A 17,326-nucleotide genomic window follows, 5' to 3' on the forward strand; every position below is an offset into this window, starting at 1 on the left:
TAATCTCTTCATCCAAAAAAATCGATAAATCTGGCCTTACATCTCTCTCCCGCAACAACCCGGGAAAGCAAAATCTACTCTCATCTATAATGGGGAAGGCCAGAGGGGATACCAATCCATACTCTAAAAAGAGCGCCTGCATATTCTACAGTGAATAGAATATGCAGGCGCTCTTTTTAGAGTATGGATTTTACTATTGATGGAGCGCGTTAAAGATACGCTCGGGTGTCATCGGAAGCTCAGCAGGACGCACGCCAACTGCATCATAGATAGCGTTGGCAATGGCGCCAGCAACCGGGATAACCGGTGGCTCACCCACACCTTTGGCACCATAAGGACCGATGCCTGAAGGAACTTCGATCAGCAGCGGGGTGATGTTAGGGACATCAAAACTATGCGGCAGGGCATAATCCATAAAGGTAGCCGTTAAAAGCTGACCGTCTTCATCATGCTCCAGGCCTTCAAAGAGTGCCCAGCCAAGTCCCTGGGTGACACCGCCATGGATCTGTCCTTCGACGGCGGGTGGGTTGATTGCTCGACCGACATCCTGAGCCGCCACATAATCCAGTACCCGCACCTCGCCGGTATCGGGATCAACCGCCACTTTGGCCAGGTGGGCCGCATACATGGGCGAATTATCAGGAGTTGGCGTGCGTCCCTGACCATAGACAGGTCCGCGACGACTAAAGCTGGTCGAAGCACGGGCAATCTTTTGCAGCGACAGGGCCTTGCCTGGCACGCCTTTGACTACCACGTTATCGTCCTTGAACTCCAGGTCATCCACGGCTGCCTCCAGCATATCGCTGGCAATCTGCAAGATCTGCTGGCGAGCCTGCTGCGCCGCTGCCTGCACCGCAGGTCCCATCGAATAAATTGTCTTACTACCACCTGTGCCACCACTATAAGGCATCGTGTCGGTAGCATCATGGGCAATGTTGACCTGAGAAGCAGGTAGACCAATGGCCTCGGCCGCAATCAAAGCCAGCGAGGTATCAGAACCGGTCAGATCTACGGTACCAATCACTACAGAGACCGTGCCATCTGATTCCAGACGACAGGCGGCGGCGGCGGCATCATTTCCACCGGGCCAACCACCAACAGCCAGGCCAATACCGATCTTCCAACCAGCCAGTTCCGCGGGCACCTCTTTCTGTGCGTGGCGCTCTTTCCACAAAGGATGCTGCTCAATACCATCCAGGCATTCCATCAAGCCCAGCGGCGGCAAAACGGGATGGCGAGGATTGCCCGAAGGATCACCGCCGCGCAAGCCATTCTGCCTGCGGAACTCAAGTGGATCGATCTGCAATTCATGACACAAGTCAGTCACGGTCGATTCAAGGGCAAAGGCCGTCTGTGGAGCATCAGGAGCACGATAGGCACCCACACTGACCTTATTGGTCAGAACTTCATAGCCACGAATATCAGTATTGGGACAGCGATAAACGCTCGACATCAGGTAGCCAGCCAGTCCGGCCGCCGCACCTGGAAAAGCACCTGCATCAAGGATAATTTTAGCCTGCAGAGCCACCAGGGTACCATCGCGCTTAGCACCTAACTTGACCGTAATAAAGGATTGTGGGGCAGGATTGCCAGCCAGCAGATCGTCCTGGCGCGTATAAACCATGCGTACCGGCTTGCGTGTAGCATAAGCCGCCGCCGCCGCCAGAGGCTCGATCAAACCAAACTTACCACCGAAGGCACCACCAATCGGCACAGGCTCAACCAGAATCTGCCGCTCCGGCAAAGCCAGGGCATCCGAGATATCGGAACGCGCGCTATATAGTCCCTGGCTACTGGCATAGACCGTCATTTTATGGCTGCCTTTGCTGGGAACGACCGTAATCGATTGTGGCTCCAGATAGGACTGGTGAACCGAACGTGTGCGATAGCTACGTTCAACCACCACGTCAGCCTCACGCCAACCGGCCTCAATGTCTCCCGAGTGCATATGCACCCGATCACTGACATTCAGTGATAGCTCCTCTTGCTCTTCTTCCTCAGCCTGCGCGGTCCCAACGTCGGCATGGGTACCACCGCCAGCGATTTCAGAGGTCTCATCCTCGGAGCGCGGCCGTGTCAATGGAGAATCAGGCTGCAACGCCGCCAATGGATCAATTACTACTGGCAATGGATCATAATCAACATCAACCGCCGCCGCGCCATCCTCTGCCAGAGCCTCGGATTCTGCCAGCACAATAGCCACAGGATGTCCACACCAGAACGCCTCACCACGAGCCAGTGGCGACTGCGAGCGAGAGCTCTCGTGTGATTTAGCCATTTTCAGCGTGTCTGCCGTATAAACCGCAACCACACCTGGGATAGCCAGGGCTGCTGCAGTATCAATTGAGACAATACGGGCATGTGCATAAGGACTTAACACCAGACGCGCATGAAGTAAGCCCGGAAAAGACATATCACCAGAAAAGCGTGCACGTCCCGTCAGTTTCTCTTCGGCATCTAAACGGCGCGTGGGCTTACCAACCGCCAGATGATTTGTCTCAGGATCAATTGTTTGCGTCATATCAGGAAAATACTCCATAAGATGATCTAACACAGTACATACATTCACCAGTTATGGGCGATGTGCTTTCCTCACCAATTGGTGGCTGACGGAAAGCAGCGGAAAAAGGCAGGGGCAAAAGGGCTTAAACTAAAGGCCCATCGCCATGTAGAGCTTTTTAGGACTTAAATAGATCTTCATTTAAGCAGTGTATCACACACATGGGTTTCATGTCAGACACAAGCACTACCATCCAAGCAAACAATCAAAACTATACGAAATGCGGCACCACACGGGCCACAAAATGTTGCAAGGATTCCACATCCAGGATACGGAACATAAAGTGCGAGACACCGATAGCGCGAAACTGTTCAAGCTCACGTATCACTTCCTCAGTGTTGCCTGCAATAAAATGTTTGTTTGGATTGCGCTTGACCTTCGCAAGATCATCCGACACGCTGAGGGTACTCAAATAGGATAAGGTAATCTCGGAGGCATCGCGGCCGATGCGCTCGCAATGCTGACGCAGAATTCCGAGTTTGCGCTCATATTCCTCTACCGTACAGGAATTAAAGTTCCACCAATCTGCATGTCGCGCCACAATGGCCAGGGTACGTTGTTCGCCACCACCGCCAACCAGCAAAGGAATAGCCGGATCAGGCCGGGGAGCACAATAAGCCTCATGCGCCTGGTAATGCGAACCTTCATAGGTTGCTGGCTGTACAGTCCACATCGTGCGCAACACCCGAATCGCATCCTCTAACTCTTCCATGCGCGTCTTCACAGGCGGGAATGGGAAATTATACGCTTTATATTCATCCTCTTTCCAACCCGCACCGATGCCCAGTATTAAACGCCCTCCTGTCAGAGCCTGCAGGTTGGCAGCCATCTTGGCCAGTAAAGCTGGATTGCGATAAGATTGAGACAAGACCAGTGAACCAATCTTAAACTGAGGATATTGGGCCGCCAGATAGCTCAGGGTGGTCAGGCACTCCAGTTCGTCGGTCTCACTAACCTGCAAATGATCCTCTAACCAGAGCGTGGTAAAACCCGCCTTCAATTCTTCAATACAGCGGCGATTAAAATCCATCAACTCGTGCAATGTATGACCGGGGTCATTCTGTCGCAACATGATACCAAATTCAGCAGCAGCCAATATCATAACCTCCATCTTTTTGCCTGGTAAAGGTAAATGCAAAAAACACCCACCCTGCTCAGAATAGAAAATATGCATCCTCTCGTGATACATCTATCTCAAATTGAGCCTATCATGTTTTGGGAAGAGGAAGCAAGGAAGGAGAAAAAAGAAAGGGCAGCCAGACGCCTATAGCCAGGAGAAAATTGTAGGTTTCATCCTGGCTTACTATTTCTTGAAGAAAGAACCATAACGATCAAGGCAAGCGCTGAGATAGAGTGGCTCTGCTAACCACGATCCAGCGTTGTTGCCAGGGGCGGTAAAACTAAGGATTAAAGGGTTGTGTACCGCCCGCTTTATCGTCTTTATCCAGCACAATACTCACCATACGTGGATCGGTATCGCGCTCCTCTTGTAGTGCCAACAACGTCTGCCGATAAGCAGTGATAAAATCCAGTAAACCCAATGTCTCCTCAGGGGTCAAATCAAAATTGATGCCCGAGGGGTGCTTGAGGATCAAACCAGCCTCTTCCATACGAGCCCGGTAACGTCCAAAGATTGCATCCATAGTTGTTGGCTCCTTCCCTGCAAGGGATAGTGTCTCACCAGATACATTTCATCTCTTGTCTGCTTATGCTCGGTACTATTTCCATTCTAGATGGATACTAAAGCTGCGTCAACAAACAAGCAGTGTTATAGCTATTTTTCAAGGAGGATACCTTATTCCTATGTTTAAAGCTACAGGTATTCATTTAAAGGATAGGCCAATCGTGACCAGCCGCCTCATAAATGGCCTCGATAGTAGCAAGGTTTTCAAGTGTCTCGCTAAGAGAAAGTTGTGGATCCTGATTAGACCGCATACACTGTGAAAAATGCTCGACTTCTAGCTGGTATTGATCAACACCAGAAAAATTTTGCTCACTCATCTGGCCATTTTTAGTGACAAAGGCGGTCATATCATAATTGCCTGGCGTAAAAGGGACAGGCAAGGTAATAATACCGGCTTCGCCAATAATCTCTGCTCCCTGGCGTGAAGGTAAACCAAAGCTAGAATCAAGGACGCCAAAACAGCCATCGCCATAATCCAGTACAGCATTGGTAGCCAGATCGACACTGGTAGGACCAGTTACATGTACACGCGCGGCGACCGAACGAGGGGAGCGATCATAAATAGCACGGAAAAGGTTGATAGGATAGCAACCTACATCCATCAAAGACCCTCCAGCCAGGTCGGGCTGTAAACGAATATTTTCGGCATGGGCGCGGATATCAAAGGAGAAAGAGGCGCGCACCAGCCGGACCGGACCGATCACGCCGGTCCTGATCTGCTCCAGAGCCCAGACGATCTGAGGATGGAAACGATACATGAAGGCCTCCATCAACAACACCTGGTTATCGCGCGCCACCTGCACCATCTCCTCACCCTCCTCGCGTGTGATGGCCAGTGGCTTCTCGCATAGCACGTGCTTGCCGGCTTGCAGGGCCTTGATAGTCCATTCTGCATGCAAACTATTAGGGAGTGGAATATAGACCGCTTCAATCTCAGGGTCCGCAATAATCGCCTCATAGGAATCATATATACGTACATTAGGGGCAAAGGCATAGACTTCAGCAGCATGTTTGGTATCGCGGCTTCCAACAGCTACCAGCTTACCATTAGAAGAGGCTTGAAGCGCCGGTGCCACTGCTCGTACACCAATATTGGCCGCGCTGATAATGCCCCAACGAACGGGGTCTTTTCGAATCAAAATCCTGGGTTCCATAACCTAAAAAATCCTTTCGCTCAAACTCACCCTCTATTATAAGCGAAAACAGCCAACCAGATTCAATAGCACGGTTTGCTACCAGGGCATCGCGAGAGACTATCATGTTCGTCCAAAGATCACAAGCAAGCGATACGATGGACATCATTTCAGGTGTGGAGTGTGTGGGGCGGGCGGCCGCAGGCGCCAAAGAGGAACATAAAAAAGCCATGGAGGGAATATACTGAAACTTGCGACCGGCGTTAAAACGTGCATACAATCATGGAAGTATAGGTATTTCTATACTGCTTATACTGAGAAAGGTATGATGTCTCGTGTCACAGATAACGAAAAAGTATCCATTGAAAGTGGGTGTTCAATTACATCCACAGCACACTTCATACGAAGACTTCGCTAATGCGGTAAAACGCGTAGAAGAAATTGGCGTAGACAGTATTTGGAACTGGGATCACTTCTTCCCACTCTATGGCGATCCACAGGGCAACCACTTTGAGGGTTGGACCTTGCTGACAGCGATGGGTATGCTCACCAGCAAAGCTCAGATCGGCTGTCTGGTAACCTGCAACACCTACCGCAATCCAGCCTTACTCGCCGATATGGCCAAGACCCTCGATCATATCACCAATGGTCGCTTGATTCTTGGTATTGGAGCTGGCTGGTTCGAGCGTGATTATAAAGAGTATGGTTATGATTTTGGTACAGCGGGCAGTCGCCTGAGTGCACTCGAAGACTCGCTGGCCACTATTAAAGAACGCTGGCAGGTCGATGTCCCCAAACCTGTCCGTGGCTCGGTTCCCATACTGATCGGTGGTGGTGGCGAAAAGAAAACGCTGCGCCTCACCGCCAAATATGCAGACCTGTGGCATGGCTTCGGTGATGCCGAGACCATCACCCACAAAATGGAAGTACTCAACGATTGGTGTGCGAAAGAGGGACGAGATCCCAACGAGATCGAGCGTACCTGTGGCACCGATAAGGACGACAGCGACGAGAAGCGCGATACACTCGTCAATGCAGGTGTCAGCCAGCTCATTCTGGGCCTGGGCGCTCCCTGGGACTTTGCAGCCGTTGAGAAGCTGGTACGCTGGCGCGACTCCCACAAGTAAACGCTTGCGCGCTATCCTGACAAGCAAACCAGGTGACTACAAATCTGTAGTCACCTGGTCTTTTTTTGCCAGCTCGCCACAGTCCAGTATTTGATTCTACGTAAAAGGAAAACAAAAAAGCGATACATCTTATCAAGGATGTATCGCTTTGAGTGGGGTGACCGATGGGGCTCGAACCCACAACCGCTGGAGCCACAATCCAGAGCTCCGCCTATTGAGCTACGGTCACCATACTGTTTTTGTGTGCTCATTTCTTAACACGTCGACAGTATACCGGACCACTTGCGAATTGTCAATAGCTAAACAGCGCAATTTTTTCAGAATCAGCAAAATTCAATAAAACTGTGGAATTTGACCACTTTTGAGGAGCCTTACAGTCCATCTACAAAGCTAAGAGATGGCTGTGCGATTAAAAACCGGCTTGATCGAGCGATCCAGAAAAAGGTAACCGAGAGCCAGGGCGCTCATTAGAATGCCAAAGATGGGCCCAAACATGTGTATAATATTTCTGTATTCAGGCCGGGTAAGCAAGAAAAGCTCATAAAGCACTTCACTGGTCTCATAAGCTACTGTAGCCCAGTAGGCCCAGTATTGGACGGTCCAGAGGCTATAGACAACAACAAAGCCGAGCAACGCTCCCAGCAGAAGGGCAATAAAATCACGTGAGCCTGCAACGGTAAAAGGTAGCAATACAAGACAGCCCAGCGATCCCATCAGCTCAAAAAGAGCAAAGGTGGTAATACTACGGGACGTGAACGGCGTGTTAATTTCATTCAATTTCTCTTTTCGCAGCAATTTGACTTATCACGAGTCACAGATAAGCATATTGAATATATACCTCTACTTATACAGCACCATCTACCTCTACGTCAAAAAGAGTTGCGATAATTGGTACCAGAGGGCAAAAGAAAAAGGGCAGGGCAATCTCTGCCCCACCCTTCCTCACCAGACGTTTCTATCGTATAAGCTAGGCCGAAACCTCAGTCTGGTCTTTTCCACTTTCCAACTTTTCGTCCAGTGCGTCACCTTCTTTCTCGATGGTCTCTAGCGACTTTTGCTTTGGTTCTGGCAAAACAAAAGTAAGGAAGAAACCTGCCAGACAGATGATCGCCGCCACACCCATCGCACCGGGCAATTTGAAGTTAGGAGAGGCCAGCATTAATGGAAAAACAAACGCCCCGATAAAAGCGCCAAACTTTCCTAAGCCAGCGGCAAGACCATGGGCGGTAGTACGCACAGTCACTGGAAAGATCTCAGCTGGATAGAGGAATGTGGTCACATTCGGCCCAAATTCGGTGAACAGATAGGCCAGTCCATAACAGAGCAGGAATGGAATAGTGACCGTTGTCAATTGCGGGAAAATGAACAGGACCCCATAGGAGAGCGCCATCACAGCAAAGCCTATTAACTGAATCGGCTTACGGCCCAGACGATCTACGGTGAATGCGGCCAGGATATACCCTGGGAGGGCAGCCACCACAAAAATGAGCAACGTATAGAGCATATTTGTGCTTAAAGATGTCTTGGGGCTGAAAAGTTTAATGACAATTGGCGTTGAAACAGTGGTGCCATAATATGCAATGTCCAACAGAAACCAGGTGCCCGCCGCACCAATGAGCCAGATCAACCAGTGGCGTACCGTGAATAGTTCCTTCCAACTTGTCTTTTGCGGTTGCTCTTCTGTAGAGGCAGCCGGTTGTTGCTGAGTGGGCACAAGACTCTCACTGCTATCACCAGCCTCTGCGGCATCGCGATGCTTGCCCTCAGCCATCTCAACCGCGCGGGTTACACCTGCCTTATCACCCTGCGCCAGCGCAAAACGCGGCGTCTCAGAGATCTGACGGCGCAGCCAGAAGGTAGCCAGGGCAGGGATAGCCCCCACGCCCAGAATTAGCCGCCATGTCAATTCTTTATCCACACCGCTTTGCAATAGAATATAGGTCAGAAGCGGACCAATGATAAGTCCTAGCGCCTGCGTAGAGAAGACAAATGTGATCAACTTACCACGATCTTTACGATTAGAGTATTCGCTCATCAGAGTTGAGCTGACAGGATAGTCACCGCCAATACCTACACCCAGCACAAAACGGAAGATTAAAAGCCAGATAATATTAGGAGCGAGAGCCGAGGCGATAGCACCTGCAGCCAGCACAAGCAGTTCATAGCCATAGATAAACTTGCGACCCATGGTATCTGCGATACGGCCAAACACAATTGCTCCCAGCACCGAAGCCAGCAAGGCGACACTACTGAGCATCGAAGTCTCAAATGAATTGATATGCCAGGTGTCCTTCAATATAGAGGTCACCACACCGATAATAAAGAGATCATAAGCATCCGTAAAAAATCCCATGCCTGCCGTAATAACTGTTTTGAAATGAAAACCAGACATTGGACTTTCATCAAGCTGCTTCAGCGCTTCTTGTGAAGTTGACACAGAAATCTCCTCTCACAATGTGCAACAATAAGTTCTTAATAATGACGCATCGTATTCGAGATAGAATTTTCTACATTCACTACAGCCTACCTATAACACGGGAGCCAGAATGCATTTTTGTTAAGGGAATGTAATATTCTTGTGAATCTTCCCGATATATTAGATAAAACAATATAAGTCTCCCTTGACTATCCTTATAGATAGGTTTAATTTTTCATGAAACTCATAGAAATAAGTAGAGGATATCGCTAACAGACAAGGGACGAAGTCCAATAGGATCAGGAGGAACATTGAAACACACTTGACAAGCAGAAATCCCTGTCCTACACTCCAAAGAGAAGACATAGACCAACATTGGTAATCGAGAGAAAAGGACACAAGCAGGTATGTCACAGGGACCAAATAGTGTTTCAAAAGGGACAGGCATTCCTGAGAGCACTCAAGAAGACGACCAGCAACTCGCGGCTGACGGAGAAGATCTGGCGGCCTTGCCAGAGTTGCCTCCAGGTATGTTTATTCCTGTTCCGGCAAAAACACCCCGCCGCAAGACACGCTGGCCGGACGCCATTGACGTTATCTTTGAAAAAGATCCAGCCTGTAAAAATATCTTTGAGGCGCTGCTATATCAAGGTTTATGGGCGGTCCTGTTTCATCGCGTGGCGCATTCACTCTATAAAGCACATGTGCCGCTCATTCCACGCTTGATCTCCCAGTTCGCGCGCTTCCTCACCGGTGGTATCGAGATCCATCCAGGCGCTCAGATCGGTAAACGCTTTTTTATTGACCATGGAGCTGGTGTCGTGATTGGCGAAACCACGATCATTGGTGACAATGTTATGCTCTACCACCAGGTCACATTGGGTGCCACAGGCTGGTGGAGACCTAATCCATTTCGCAAACAGCAAAAGAGACATCCCACCATTGAGGATGATGTCACGATTGGTGTCGGCACGGCCATCCTGGGTCCAATCACAATTGGCAAAGGAAGCAAGATTGGCGGTATGGCCCTGGTACTAGAATCGGTACCAGCTAACTCTGTAGTTGTGTCCAAACCAGCCGAGCTATTAGTCAAGGGTGGCGAAACCCTGGAGAAGCACCAGGAATTGACCCAGGGCTGGAATGGCAAAGATCCCTGGGAAATGGATTACCAGATCTAACAACTGCTCAGAATATAACCATGCTTAAGCTGGATACTTAGTCGTAGGCTTGAAAAGTATCCAGGAGCAAGGTCCAGAATTTTTCAACCTGCAGTCCGTAACCAACGCGGGCATTAGCAGGCAGGCCCGTCTTCCCATAAATATCGCACACGGTCCGGCCCAGCGTCCATTCTCCCTGCGTTTCAATAGCAACATGCATCTCCCAGCCTGAAATGATGTCTGGATCAATTACCGCGGCGACAGCGCAGGGATCATGGATGGGTGGAGCTGGAAAACCAAAGACCTGGCGATAAGAATCCGCGAAATAGTGCAGTAGATCTGCGACAAATGTGGGTACAGGACGTCCCATCGCACGCAGGCGCTGTATAATCTCTTCGGTGGCTAATGCCTGGTGCGTCACTTCTAACGGGACCATCGTAATTGGTCTGCCGCAAGCAAAGACAATTGCCGCAGCCTCCGGATCGGCCCAGATATTAAATTCGGCACTGGTCGTTACATTGCCAACGCTGATTGCCCCACCCATCAACGAGATAGCCTGAATTTTAGGCACAATGGCTGGCTCACGGCGCATGGCCGCCGCGATATTCGTCAAAGGACCGGTAGGGATCAATATAATATCGCCATCAGATTGTAAGAGCAGCTCGATTAAAAGGTCTACAGCATGTTGAGAAGCCAGGGGTAAAGGGGCAATCGACGACAATTCAGGACCATCTAAACCTGATTCGCCATGAATATCAGTAGCGAAGCGCGCCGGACGTAGCAGCGGCTGATGCATACCACGTGCCACCGGCACATTCAGAATCTTAGCCACTGAGCACACCTTTAAAGCATTGGTCGAGGTCTTCTCTACTGATTGATTGCCAGCCACCGTGGTTATCGCCAGCAATTCTAAGGCAGGATGACGGGCCGCCAGCAACAATGCAATGGCGTCATCGTGTCCCGGATCGCAATCCAGGATGATTTTTTGTCTCATGTGGTTCTATCCTTTGTCAGCTACATCATCATTGAGAGCCAGCCTGAACGATAGGTAATAATCGCATCGATGAGTGCTATTTATCGTAGCATGTCTCTCTATCAATTTTCAACTCATGCCTATCAAACAGCAGGTTTTTTAATTTTCCTCTTTGGCGCCTGCGGCGCCGGATTGGGAGTGTGGAGTGTGTGGTGAGCGGCCGCGGCCACCCACCACACACTCCACATATGAAAGAATGTCCATCGTATCGCTTGCTCGTGATCTCCTGCGATCTCTGGGGAGCACTCGACGCAGGCCGATGGCATTGTTATAATGACCCAGGAAAATCATAGCTGCGACAGCTAGTTGAAAATAGAGGGTATTGCATTGTCATCAAAAAAACCTGGGAATTTGATTATCGGACAATCCGGCGGGGCAACCGCCGTAATTAATGCCAGCCTGGTTGGTGCGGTTGAGGCCGCACTCGCCGATCAGCGCATCGGTGGCATCTATGGCATGCACCATGGCATTGAAGGTCTTCTCAAGGAAGATATTATCGACTTAGGCAATCAACCAAACTCTGTATGGTCACAGCTTTTACATACACCATCGGCGGCCCTGGGTTCGTGCCGCTATAAGCTGCAGGAGCATGACCTGGAGCGCACAATTGAAATTCTGCGCCGCTATGATATTCACTACATGCTCTATATCGGGGGCAACGATTCGGCCGATACCGCCCATCAGCTGGCTGGGGCCGCGCAACAGAGCGGCTATGAGCTCTTCATTATTAGCATTCCGAAAACCATCGATAACGACCTGCCATTCACCGACCATTGTCCTGGTTATGGCAGTGCCGCGCGTTTCCTGGCTCAGGCCACGCAAGACTCTACAATGAATACGCTGTCGATCCCCTGGCATTATCCCGTTAAAGTCATTGAGACGATGGGACGCGATGCTGGCTGGTTAACAGCCTCGGCAGCCCTGGGCAAGCGTGATGAGAGCGATGCGCCACATATTTTGCTGCTGCCAGAAAAACCCTTCCACGAACAGAGCTTTCTGACACAGGTAGAAGAGATCTATAAAAAGCTTGGCTTTGTAATTATTGTGGCCGCCGAAGCCATTCGCGATGAAAACGGTAATGCCCTTGGCAGTGCCGGGCAGGCTGGCCTGGACGCCTTCCAGCATCCATTACTAAGCGGGGCGGCCCAATACCTGGTAGAGCTGGTTAAACGCGAGTTGAAGCTGCGCGCCCGCTTTGATAAACCTGGCGACCTGCAACGTATGTCTTCTACCCACATCTCAATCCCTGATCGCAATGAAGCATACCTGGTGGGCAAGATGGGCGTCCATGCACTACTCGCTGGTGAAAGTGATAAGATGATAACATTGGTACGAGAAACACAATCACCCTATCACTGCACAACTGGATTAGCGGACCTGGGCCAGGTCGCCAATGTACAGCGACTGATGCCCGCTGAATATTTAAATGAAACCAAAACAATGGTAACGCCGGCTTTCTATGAATATGCCTTACCATTAATTGGTGAACCATTGGAACACCATACCCAACTGGAAATGACGAGGATAAGGTCATGACACACCTAACGCGAGCAATTCTGATCGTTCTAGATGGCGTGGGCGCGGGCGAAAATCCCGATGCGCGCGCCTACGGGGACGAAGGGGCCAGCTCGCTCGAACACTGTGCCCAGGCCATCGGCGGCCTGGAGCTCCCCAATCTTGGGAACCTGGGAATAGGCAATATTACTCCGATTATCGGGACACCTGCCCGTGAAGAAGTCGCTGGCGCCTATGGGCGCATGGCATCAGCCGCAGCTGGCAAAGACAGTACCACCGGACACTGGGAGATGACCGGCGTCGTTCTGTCGAGACCACTCCCTACCTATCCACATGGTTTCCCCACGGAGGTCGTCACAGCGTTTGAGCGGGCGATTGGAAGAAAAGTTATTGGCAACAAAGTTGCCTCAGGAACCGAGATTATTAAAGAGCTCGGCGAGGAACATGTACGCACCGGCTTCCCCATCCTCTATACCTCAGCCGATAGCGTTTTTCAGATCGCAGCCCACCAGGATGTTATTCCGCTCACGGAGTTGTATCAGATGTGCGAGGTTGCCCGTAGTATGCTTACAGGCGATCATGCAGTGGGGCGAGTTATCGCACGTCCCTTCATCGGTGAAGCTGGCGCCTTCAAGCGTACTGAGCACCGTAGGGACTTCTCGCTGGCCCCAACCGGCATTACCTTATTGGATCGTCTCAAGGATGCAGGCAAGGACGTAATTGGACTCGGCAAAATCGAAGATCTCTTTGCAGGACGCGGTTTAACCCAACGCGATCATACCGAAACCAACCGCGAAGGGATGGCTTCCACCCTGAAATGGCTTGAACAAGATTTTGCAGGTCTCCTTTTTGTCAATCTGGTAGAATTTGATATGTTATGGGGACATCGACGCGACAGCCAGGGATATGCGCAGGCCTTACGCGATGTGGATCAGTGGCTACCACTGGTTCAACAACGCATGCGACCTGGAGATGCACTTTTCTTTACCGCTGATCACGGGGTTGATCCAACCTATCGCGGCACAGATCATACACGGGAATGTGTGCCCTTGCTTGCCTATGGAGAGCCAATTCGTTCTGGCGTCAATCTTGGCGTTCGCCCGACCTTCGCCGACCTTGGGCAAACATTAGCCGAAGCCTTTGGTGTAGAACCTCTGGCCGCCGGGACGAGTTTTGCACGCACACTGGGGTTAGTATGACAGAACTACAACGTGATAACAAAGCAGGTATGGGGCAAGGACCATACCTGCAAGGTGAACGTATCCAATTGCGCCGGCCAAACCTGAAAGATACCAATTTTGTCTTTCACTGGGAACGCGATGATGAAGTATGGCGCTATGATATTCATCGACCGTATTCACGTACTATGGGCGAATTTCTACCCACATTCGAACGTAACTATATCCGCGGCAATGGGCGCCAGTTCTGGTTCATCATTGAAGACGAAAAAAGAATCCCTATCGGCACCATTACGTACTTCAATGTGGATAACCGACTGGGACAAGCCGAGGTTGGCCTGGGATTGGGCGATAAAACCCGCTGGGGCCAGGGATATGGGCCAGAAGCAATTCGTACGCTGGTACGTTATCTCTTTACCTTGCCTGGTATTCGGCGTATCTATGCCGAAACGGCTTTAGCCAATCATCCCTCACGTCGGGCCTTCTCAAAAGCTGGCTTTACCGAGGTGGGGCAGATCTATGATCCACGCAGTACAGGTGAACCCTGGGTGTTATTGGAAATATGGAAATCACATGCTATTTAAAAGCAATCGGAAACGCCGCTTAATCGCGGCTCGCTCCGCTGCCACTGGCTCATGCGATTGAATAGCATACTGTGTAGTTAGATAAGAAAGGAGTTGAACCTTCTCTATCTCGTGAGCCACTCATCCGGCAAGCGTAGCGAAGAGAAAGTTCCACATATAACTATGAGTACTTCTCATGCGACCGTTGATCCTTCTATCTTTAAAGCATACGATGTGCGTGGCGTTTACGGTGAGACATTACACGCCGAGACCGCCTATCGTATTGGACGCGCTGCCGCCCAGTACCTGAACGTACCAGAAATTGCCGTCGGACGCGACATGCGTGTCTCGTCTCCTGAAATCGCCGAGGCCTTGATCCGTGGCATCAGCGACCAGGGAGTCAATGTGATTGACCTGGGACAGATCACAACCGATGGTCTTTATTTTGCTGTGGGCAAATTCAACTATTCAGCCGGCGCGATGGTGACCGCTTCGCATAATCCTGGTAAATATAATGGTATTAAGGTTCTGCCGCGCCCAGGCTTTCCCAATCAGCCTGGATACTGGCCTCGGTGATATCCGCGACCTGGCTGTGAGCGGGGATTTCGCCCAACCAGCTAAGAAAGGTGAAGTTACCCAGCGCGACGTCATCGACGATTATGTTCAGCACGCCCTTTCATTCATTGATGTCAGCAAACTTAAACCCCTTAAAGTGGTCATCGACGCCGGTAACGGCATGTCCGGTCTGATCATGCCCCGTGTCTTCAAACACCTTCCTTGTGAACTGGTTCCCCTGTACTTTGAATTGGATGGCACCTTCCCACATCATCCTGCCAGCCCGATCGAACCAGAAAACATGGTTGATGTTCAGAAAAAGGTACGCGAGGTAGGGGCAGACGTAGGAGCCGCCTTTGATGGCGATGCCGACCGTATGTTCCCGGTCGATGAGTACGGCAATCTGATCGATGGCTCAATGGTTACCCTGGCCGTCACCAATAGCCTGCTACAGAAACAGCCCGGCTCAACGATCCTCTACAACCTGATCGTTTCCAAGAGCGTGCCAGAATTGATCGAGAAGCTAGGCGGCAAAGGCCTGCGCACCCGCGTTGGTCACTCCTTCATCAAAGCTGATATGCGCAAAGCCAATGGTATCTTCGGTGGAGAGCACTCTGGACACTTCTACTTCCGCGACAACTGGTTCGCTGACTCCGGCCTGATTGCGTTGCTGATCATGCTGGAATTGATCTCTGTCGAGGACAAACCCCTGTCTGAGATCATCAAGCCCCTGGATCACTGGGTGCGCAGTGGCGAAATCAATAGCACCGTCAAAGATGCGCAATCCAAGCTCAAGGACTTAGAGGAACACTTTGGCAAATCCGCTAAAGCTGTTGATAAGCTGGATGGCCTGACCGTTGACTACGGCGACTGGTGGTTCAATGTACGTCCCTCGAACACAGAGCCCCTGCTGCGCCTGAATGTCGAAGCCAGAGATCAAAAGCAACTGGAGGAGAAACGCGACGAAGTCCTGGCCTTCATTCGCGGATAGCCCTCTTTCCACCTGTCAGGATTGCTCTCCAGGTGGTATATTACAGACAGGAAAAAAGCGGGAGTGTAGAAGAAAATAATCTCATCAGGAGGTAATTGGAGCATAGCCCCGATTACCTCCTATCTACCGCCCTTTTTTGCCTTCATAGGCGGCATAGGAGAAATCCCAGGCACTATATTCTCTCTTGCGCATGATAAGTAATTTCTTTAAAATAGTGAGGAGTACAATGGTGTACGACAAGTATCACAAGGAGCAACTATTTTGAAAATTCATGAATATCAGGCCAAAGATATTCTGGGGAAGTATGGCGTTCCGGTCCAGCCGGGAAAAGTCGCCCATACACCAGAAGAGGCCGAAGCCATTGCCCGTGAATTGGGCGGTCCAGTTGTCATTAAAGCTCAGGTCTATGTTGGGGGACGCGGTAAGGCTGGCGGTATCCAGTTTGGCGATACTCCCGAGCAGGCTCGCGAGGCAGCCTCACGCGTGCTCGGTATGAATATTAAAGGGCTTACCGTTGAAAAGGTACTGGTAACTTCTAAAATTGATATTAAAGAAGAATACTATCTAGGTATCGTCCTCGACCGCAAAACTCAGGCACCGGTAGTGATGGTTTCGACCGCTGGTGGTATCGATATCGAAGAGGTTGCGGAAAAGACGCCAGAAAAAATCATCAAACAGCCTATTGATATGCGTTGGGGCCTGCGCCACTTCGAAGCTCTGGATATCGTGGCACGCGCTGGCTTCCCCTCTTATGTGCTCCGCCAATCAGCCGCTATTCTAGCCGCCCTGGCCAAAGCATTCATTGAGAGCGATGCCAACCTGGCTGAGATCAATCCACTGGCCTATACCGCCGATGGAAAAGTGATGGCCGCCGACGGCAAGATTGTGATCGACGATAACGGTCTATTTCGACCAGAAAGAATATGCCACCTGGGCCGAACCAGAAGAGGCCAATCCATTGGAATACGAAGCCAAGCAGGCCGGTCTGACCTATGTCAAACTGGATGGCGATGTGGGTATCATCGGCAATGGCGCGGGCCTGGTTATGACCACGCTCGATATGGTGGCCCGTTCAGGTGGGAAACCCGCTAACTTCCTCGACATCGGTGGCGGTGCCAAAGCCGAAGTCATGTATAAGTCACTCACGTTTGTGGCTCGGGACCCCCAGGTTAAAGGCATTCTCGTCAACATCTTCGGTGGTATCACCCGCGGAGAAGAGGTCGCCAAGGGCGTTATCATGGCTCAGGCTGAGCTCCCCAAGGGCTTGCCCATCGTGGTCCGACTCTCTGGCACCGGTGCAGAAGAAGGACGAGCCTTGCTCAAAGACGCAGGACTGGACTGGGGTAAAGATATGCGCGACGCATCAGAGAAGATCGTGGCCGCGATCGCTCGAACGGAAAAAGGACTGTAAGGG

14 protein-coding genes, 1 tRNA gene and 1 pseudogene are annotated in these 17,326 nt (G+C 50.8%); 8 read left to right on the forward strand and 8 right to left on the reverse strand.

The window, feature by feature from the left end; genetic code table 11:
- Window positions 1-193: 193 nt before the first annotated feature.
- The 4 genes from EL645_RS03215 to EL645_RS03230 form a co-directional block, all read right to left on the reverse strand.
- Complete coding sequence (locus tag EL645_RS03215; RefSeq protein ID WP_126548693.1) at window positions 194-2,521, reverse strand: xanthine dehydrogenase family protein molybdopterin-binding subunit; 2,328 nt, start codon at window positions 2,519-2,521, stop codon at window positions 194-196.
- 250 nt (window positions 2,522-2,771) lie between these two features.
- Entirely contained in the window at window positions 2,772-3,662 is an 891-nt protein-coding gene (locus EL645_RS03220) for an LLM class flavin-dependent oxidoreductase (protein ID WP_161977066.1), read from the reverse strand.
- 298 nt (window positions 3,663-3,960) lie between these two features.
- Window positions 3,961-4,203 (reverse strand): hypothetical protein, encoded by a 243-nt coding sequence (locus EL645_RS03225; RefSeq protein ID WP_126548695.1) that lies wholly within the window; start codon window positions 4,201-4,203, stop codon window positions 3,961-3,963.
- Window positions 4,204-4,387: 184 nt separating this feature from the next.
- Window positions 4,388-5,398, reverse strand: a complete 1,011-nt coding sequence (locus EL645_RS03230) for a Gfo/Idh/MocA family protein (protein WP_126548696.1) — start codon at window positions 5,396-5,398, stop codon at window positions 4,388-4,390.
- 314 nt (window positions 5,399-5,712) lie between these two features.
- Here EL645_RS03230 and EL645_RS03235 point away from each other — a divergent pair, with 314 nt between their 5' ends.
- Entirely contained in the window at window positions 5,713-6,504 is a 792-nt protein-coding gene (locus EL645_RS03235; protein WP_218031702.1) for an LLM class F420-dependent oxidoreductase, read from the forward strand.
- A gap of 153 nt (window positions 6,505-6,657) precedes the next feature.
- Here the strand turns inward: EL645_RS03235 and EL645_RS03240 are convergent.
- The 3 genes from EL645_RS03240 to EL645_RS03250 form a co-directional block, all read right to left on the reverse strand.
- Window positions 6,658-6,733, reverse strand: a tRNA-His gene (locus tag EL645_RS03240).
- A gap of 161 nt (window positions 6,734-6,894) precedes the next feature.
- Window positions 6,895-7,281, reverse strand: coding sequence for a hypothetical protein (locus tag EL645_RS03245; RefSeq protein ID WP_126548697.1), 387 nt, complete (start codon window positions 7,279-7,281; stop codon window positions 6,895-6,897).
- Window positions 7,282-7,471: 190 nt separating this feature from the next.
- Window positions 7,472-8,941 carry an MFS transporter gene (locus EL645_RS03250; protein WP_218031703.1) on the reverse strand — a complete coding sequence of 490 codons (1,470 nt, stop codon included), beginning with the start codon at window positions 8,939-8,941 and terminating at the stop codon, window positions 7,472-7,474.
- Between the two features lie 386 nt (window positions 8,942-9,327).
- Here EL645_RS03250 and epsC point away from each other — a divergent pair, with 386 nt between their 5' ends.
- Window positions 9,328-10,098: a serine O-acetyltransferase EpsC gene (epsC, locus tag EL645_RS03255; RefSeq protein WP_218031704.1), complete on the forward strand. Its 771-nt coding sequence runs from the start codon at window positions 9,328-9,330 to the stop codon at window positions 10,096-10,098.
- 37 nt (window positions 10,099-10,135) lie between these two features.
- On the opposite strand, the gene EL645_RS03260 is transcribed toward epsC, so the two are convergent.
- On the reverse strand, window positions 10,136-11,071 hold the full coding sequence (locus tag EL645_RS03260; RefSeq protein ID WP_126548698.1) for a nucleoside hydrolase: 936 nt from the start codon (window positions 11,069-11,071) through the stop codon (window positions 10,136-10,138).
- Between the two features lie 366 nt (window positions 11,072-11,437).
- On the opposite strand from EL645_RS03260, the gene EL645_RS03265 reads away from it, so the two are divergent.
- The 6 genes and pseudogenes from EL645_RS03265 to sucC all read left to right on the forward strand — a co-directional run bounded on the left by EL645_RS03265 (window position 11,438) and on the right by sucC (window position 17,323).
- Window positions 11,438-12,646: a 6-phosphofructokinase gene (locus EL645_RS03265; protein ID WP_126548699.1), complete on the forward strand. Its 1,209-nt coding sequence runs from the start codon at window positions 11,438-11,440 to the stop codon at window positions 12,644-12,646.
- Window positions 12,643-13,824 carry a phosphopentomutase gene (locus EL645_RS03270; protein ID WP_126548700.1) on the forward strand — a complete coding sequence of 394 codons (1,182 nt, stop codon included), beginning with the start codon at window positions 12,643-12,645 and terminating at the stop codon, window positions 13,822-13,824. The genes EL645_RS03265 and EL645_RS03270 overlap by 4 nt, the downstream gene beginning before the upstream one ends.
- Complete coding sequence (locus EL645_RS03275; RefSeq protein ID WP_126548701.1) at window positions 13,821-14,387, forward strand: GNAT family N-acetyltransferase; 567 nt, start codon at window positions 13,821-13,823, stop codon at window positions 14,385-14,387. Before EL645_RS03270 ends, EL645_RS03275 begins: the two co-directional genes overlap by 4 nt.
- Window positions 14,388-14,549: 162 nt before the next feature.
- Window positions 14,550-14,942 (forward strand): phosphohexomutase domain-containing protein, encoded by a 393-nt coding sequence (locus EL645_RS40600; protein ID WP_218031705.1) that lies wholly within the window; start codon window positions 14,550-14,552, stop codon window positions 14,940-14,942.
- Entirely contained in the window at window positions 14,881-15,912 is a 1,032-nt protein-coding gene (locus EL645_RS03280) for a phosphohexomutase domain-containing protein (RefSeq protein ID WP_218031706.1), read from the forward strand. The genes EL645_RS40600 and EL645_RS03280 overlap by 62 nt, the downstream gene beginning before the upstream one ends.
- Window positions 15,913-16,173: 261 nt before the next feature.
- A pseudogene (sucC, locus tag EL645_RS03285) lies at window positions 16,174-17,323 on the forward strand (ADP-forming succinate--CoA ligase subunit beta).
- Window positions 17,324-17,326 lie beyond the last annotated feature (3 nt).

The sequence above is a fragment of the Dictyobacter kobayashii genome (assembly GCF_003967555.1).
GTDB lineage: Bacteria > Chloroflexota > Ktedonobacteria > Ktedonobacterales > Ktedonobacteraceae > Dictyobacter > Dictyobacter kobayashii.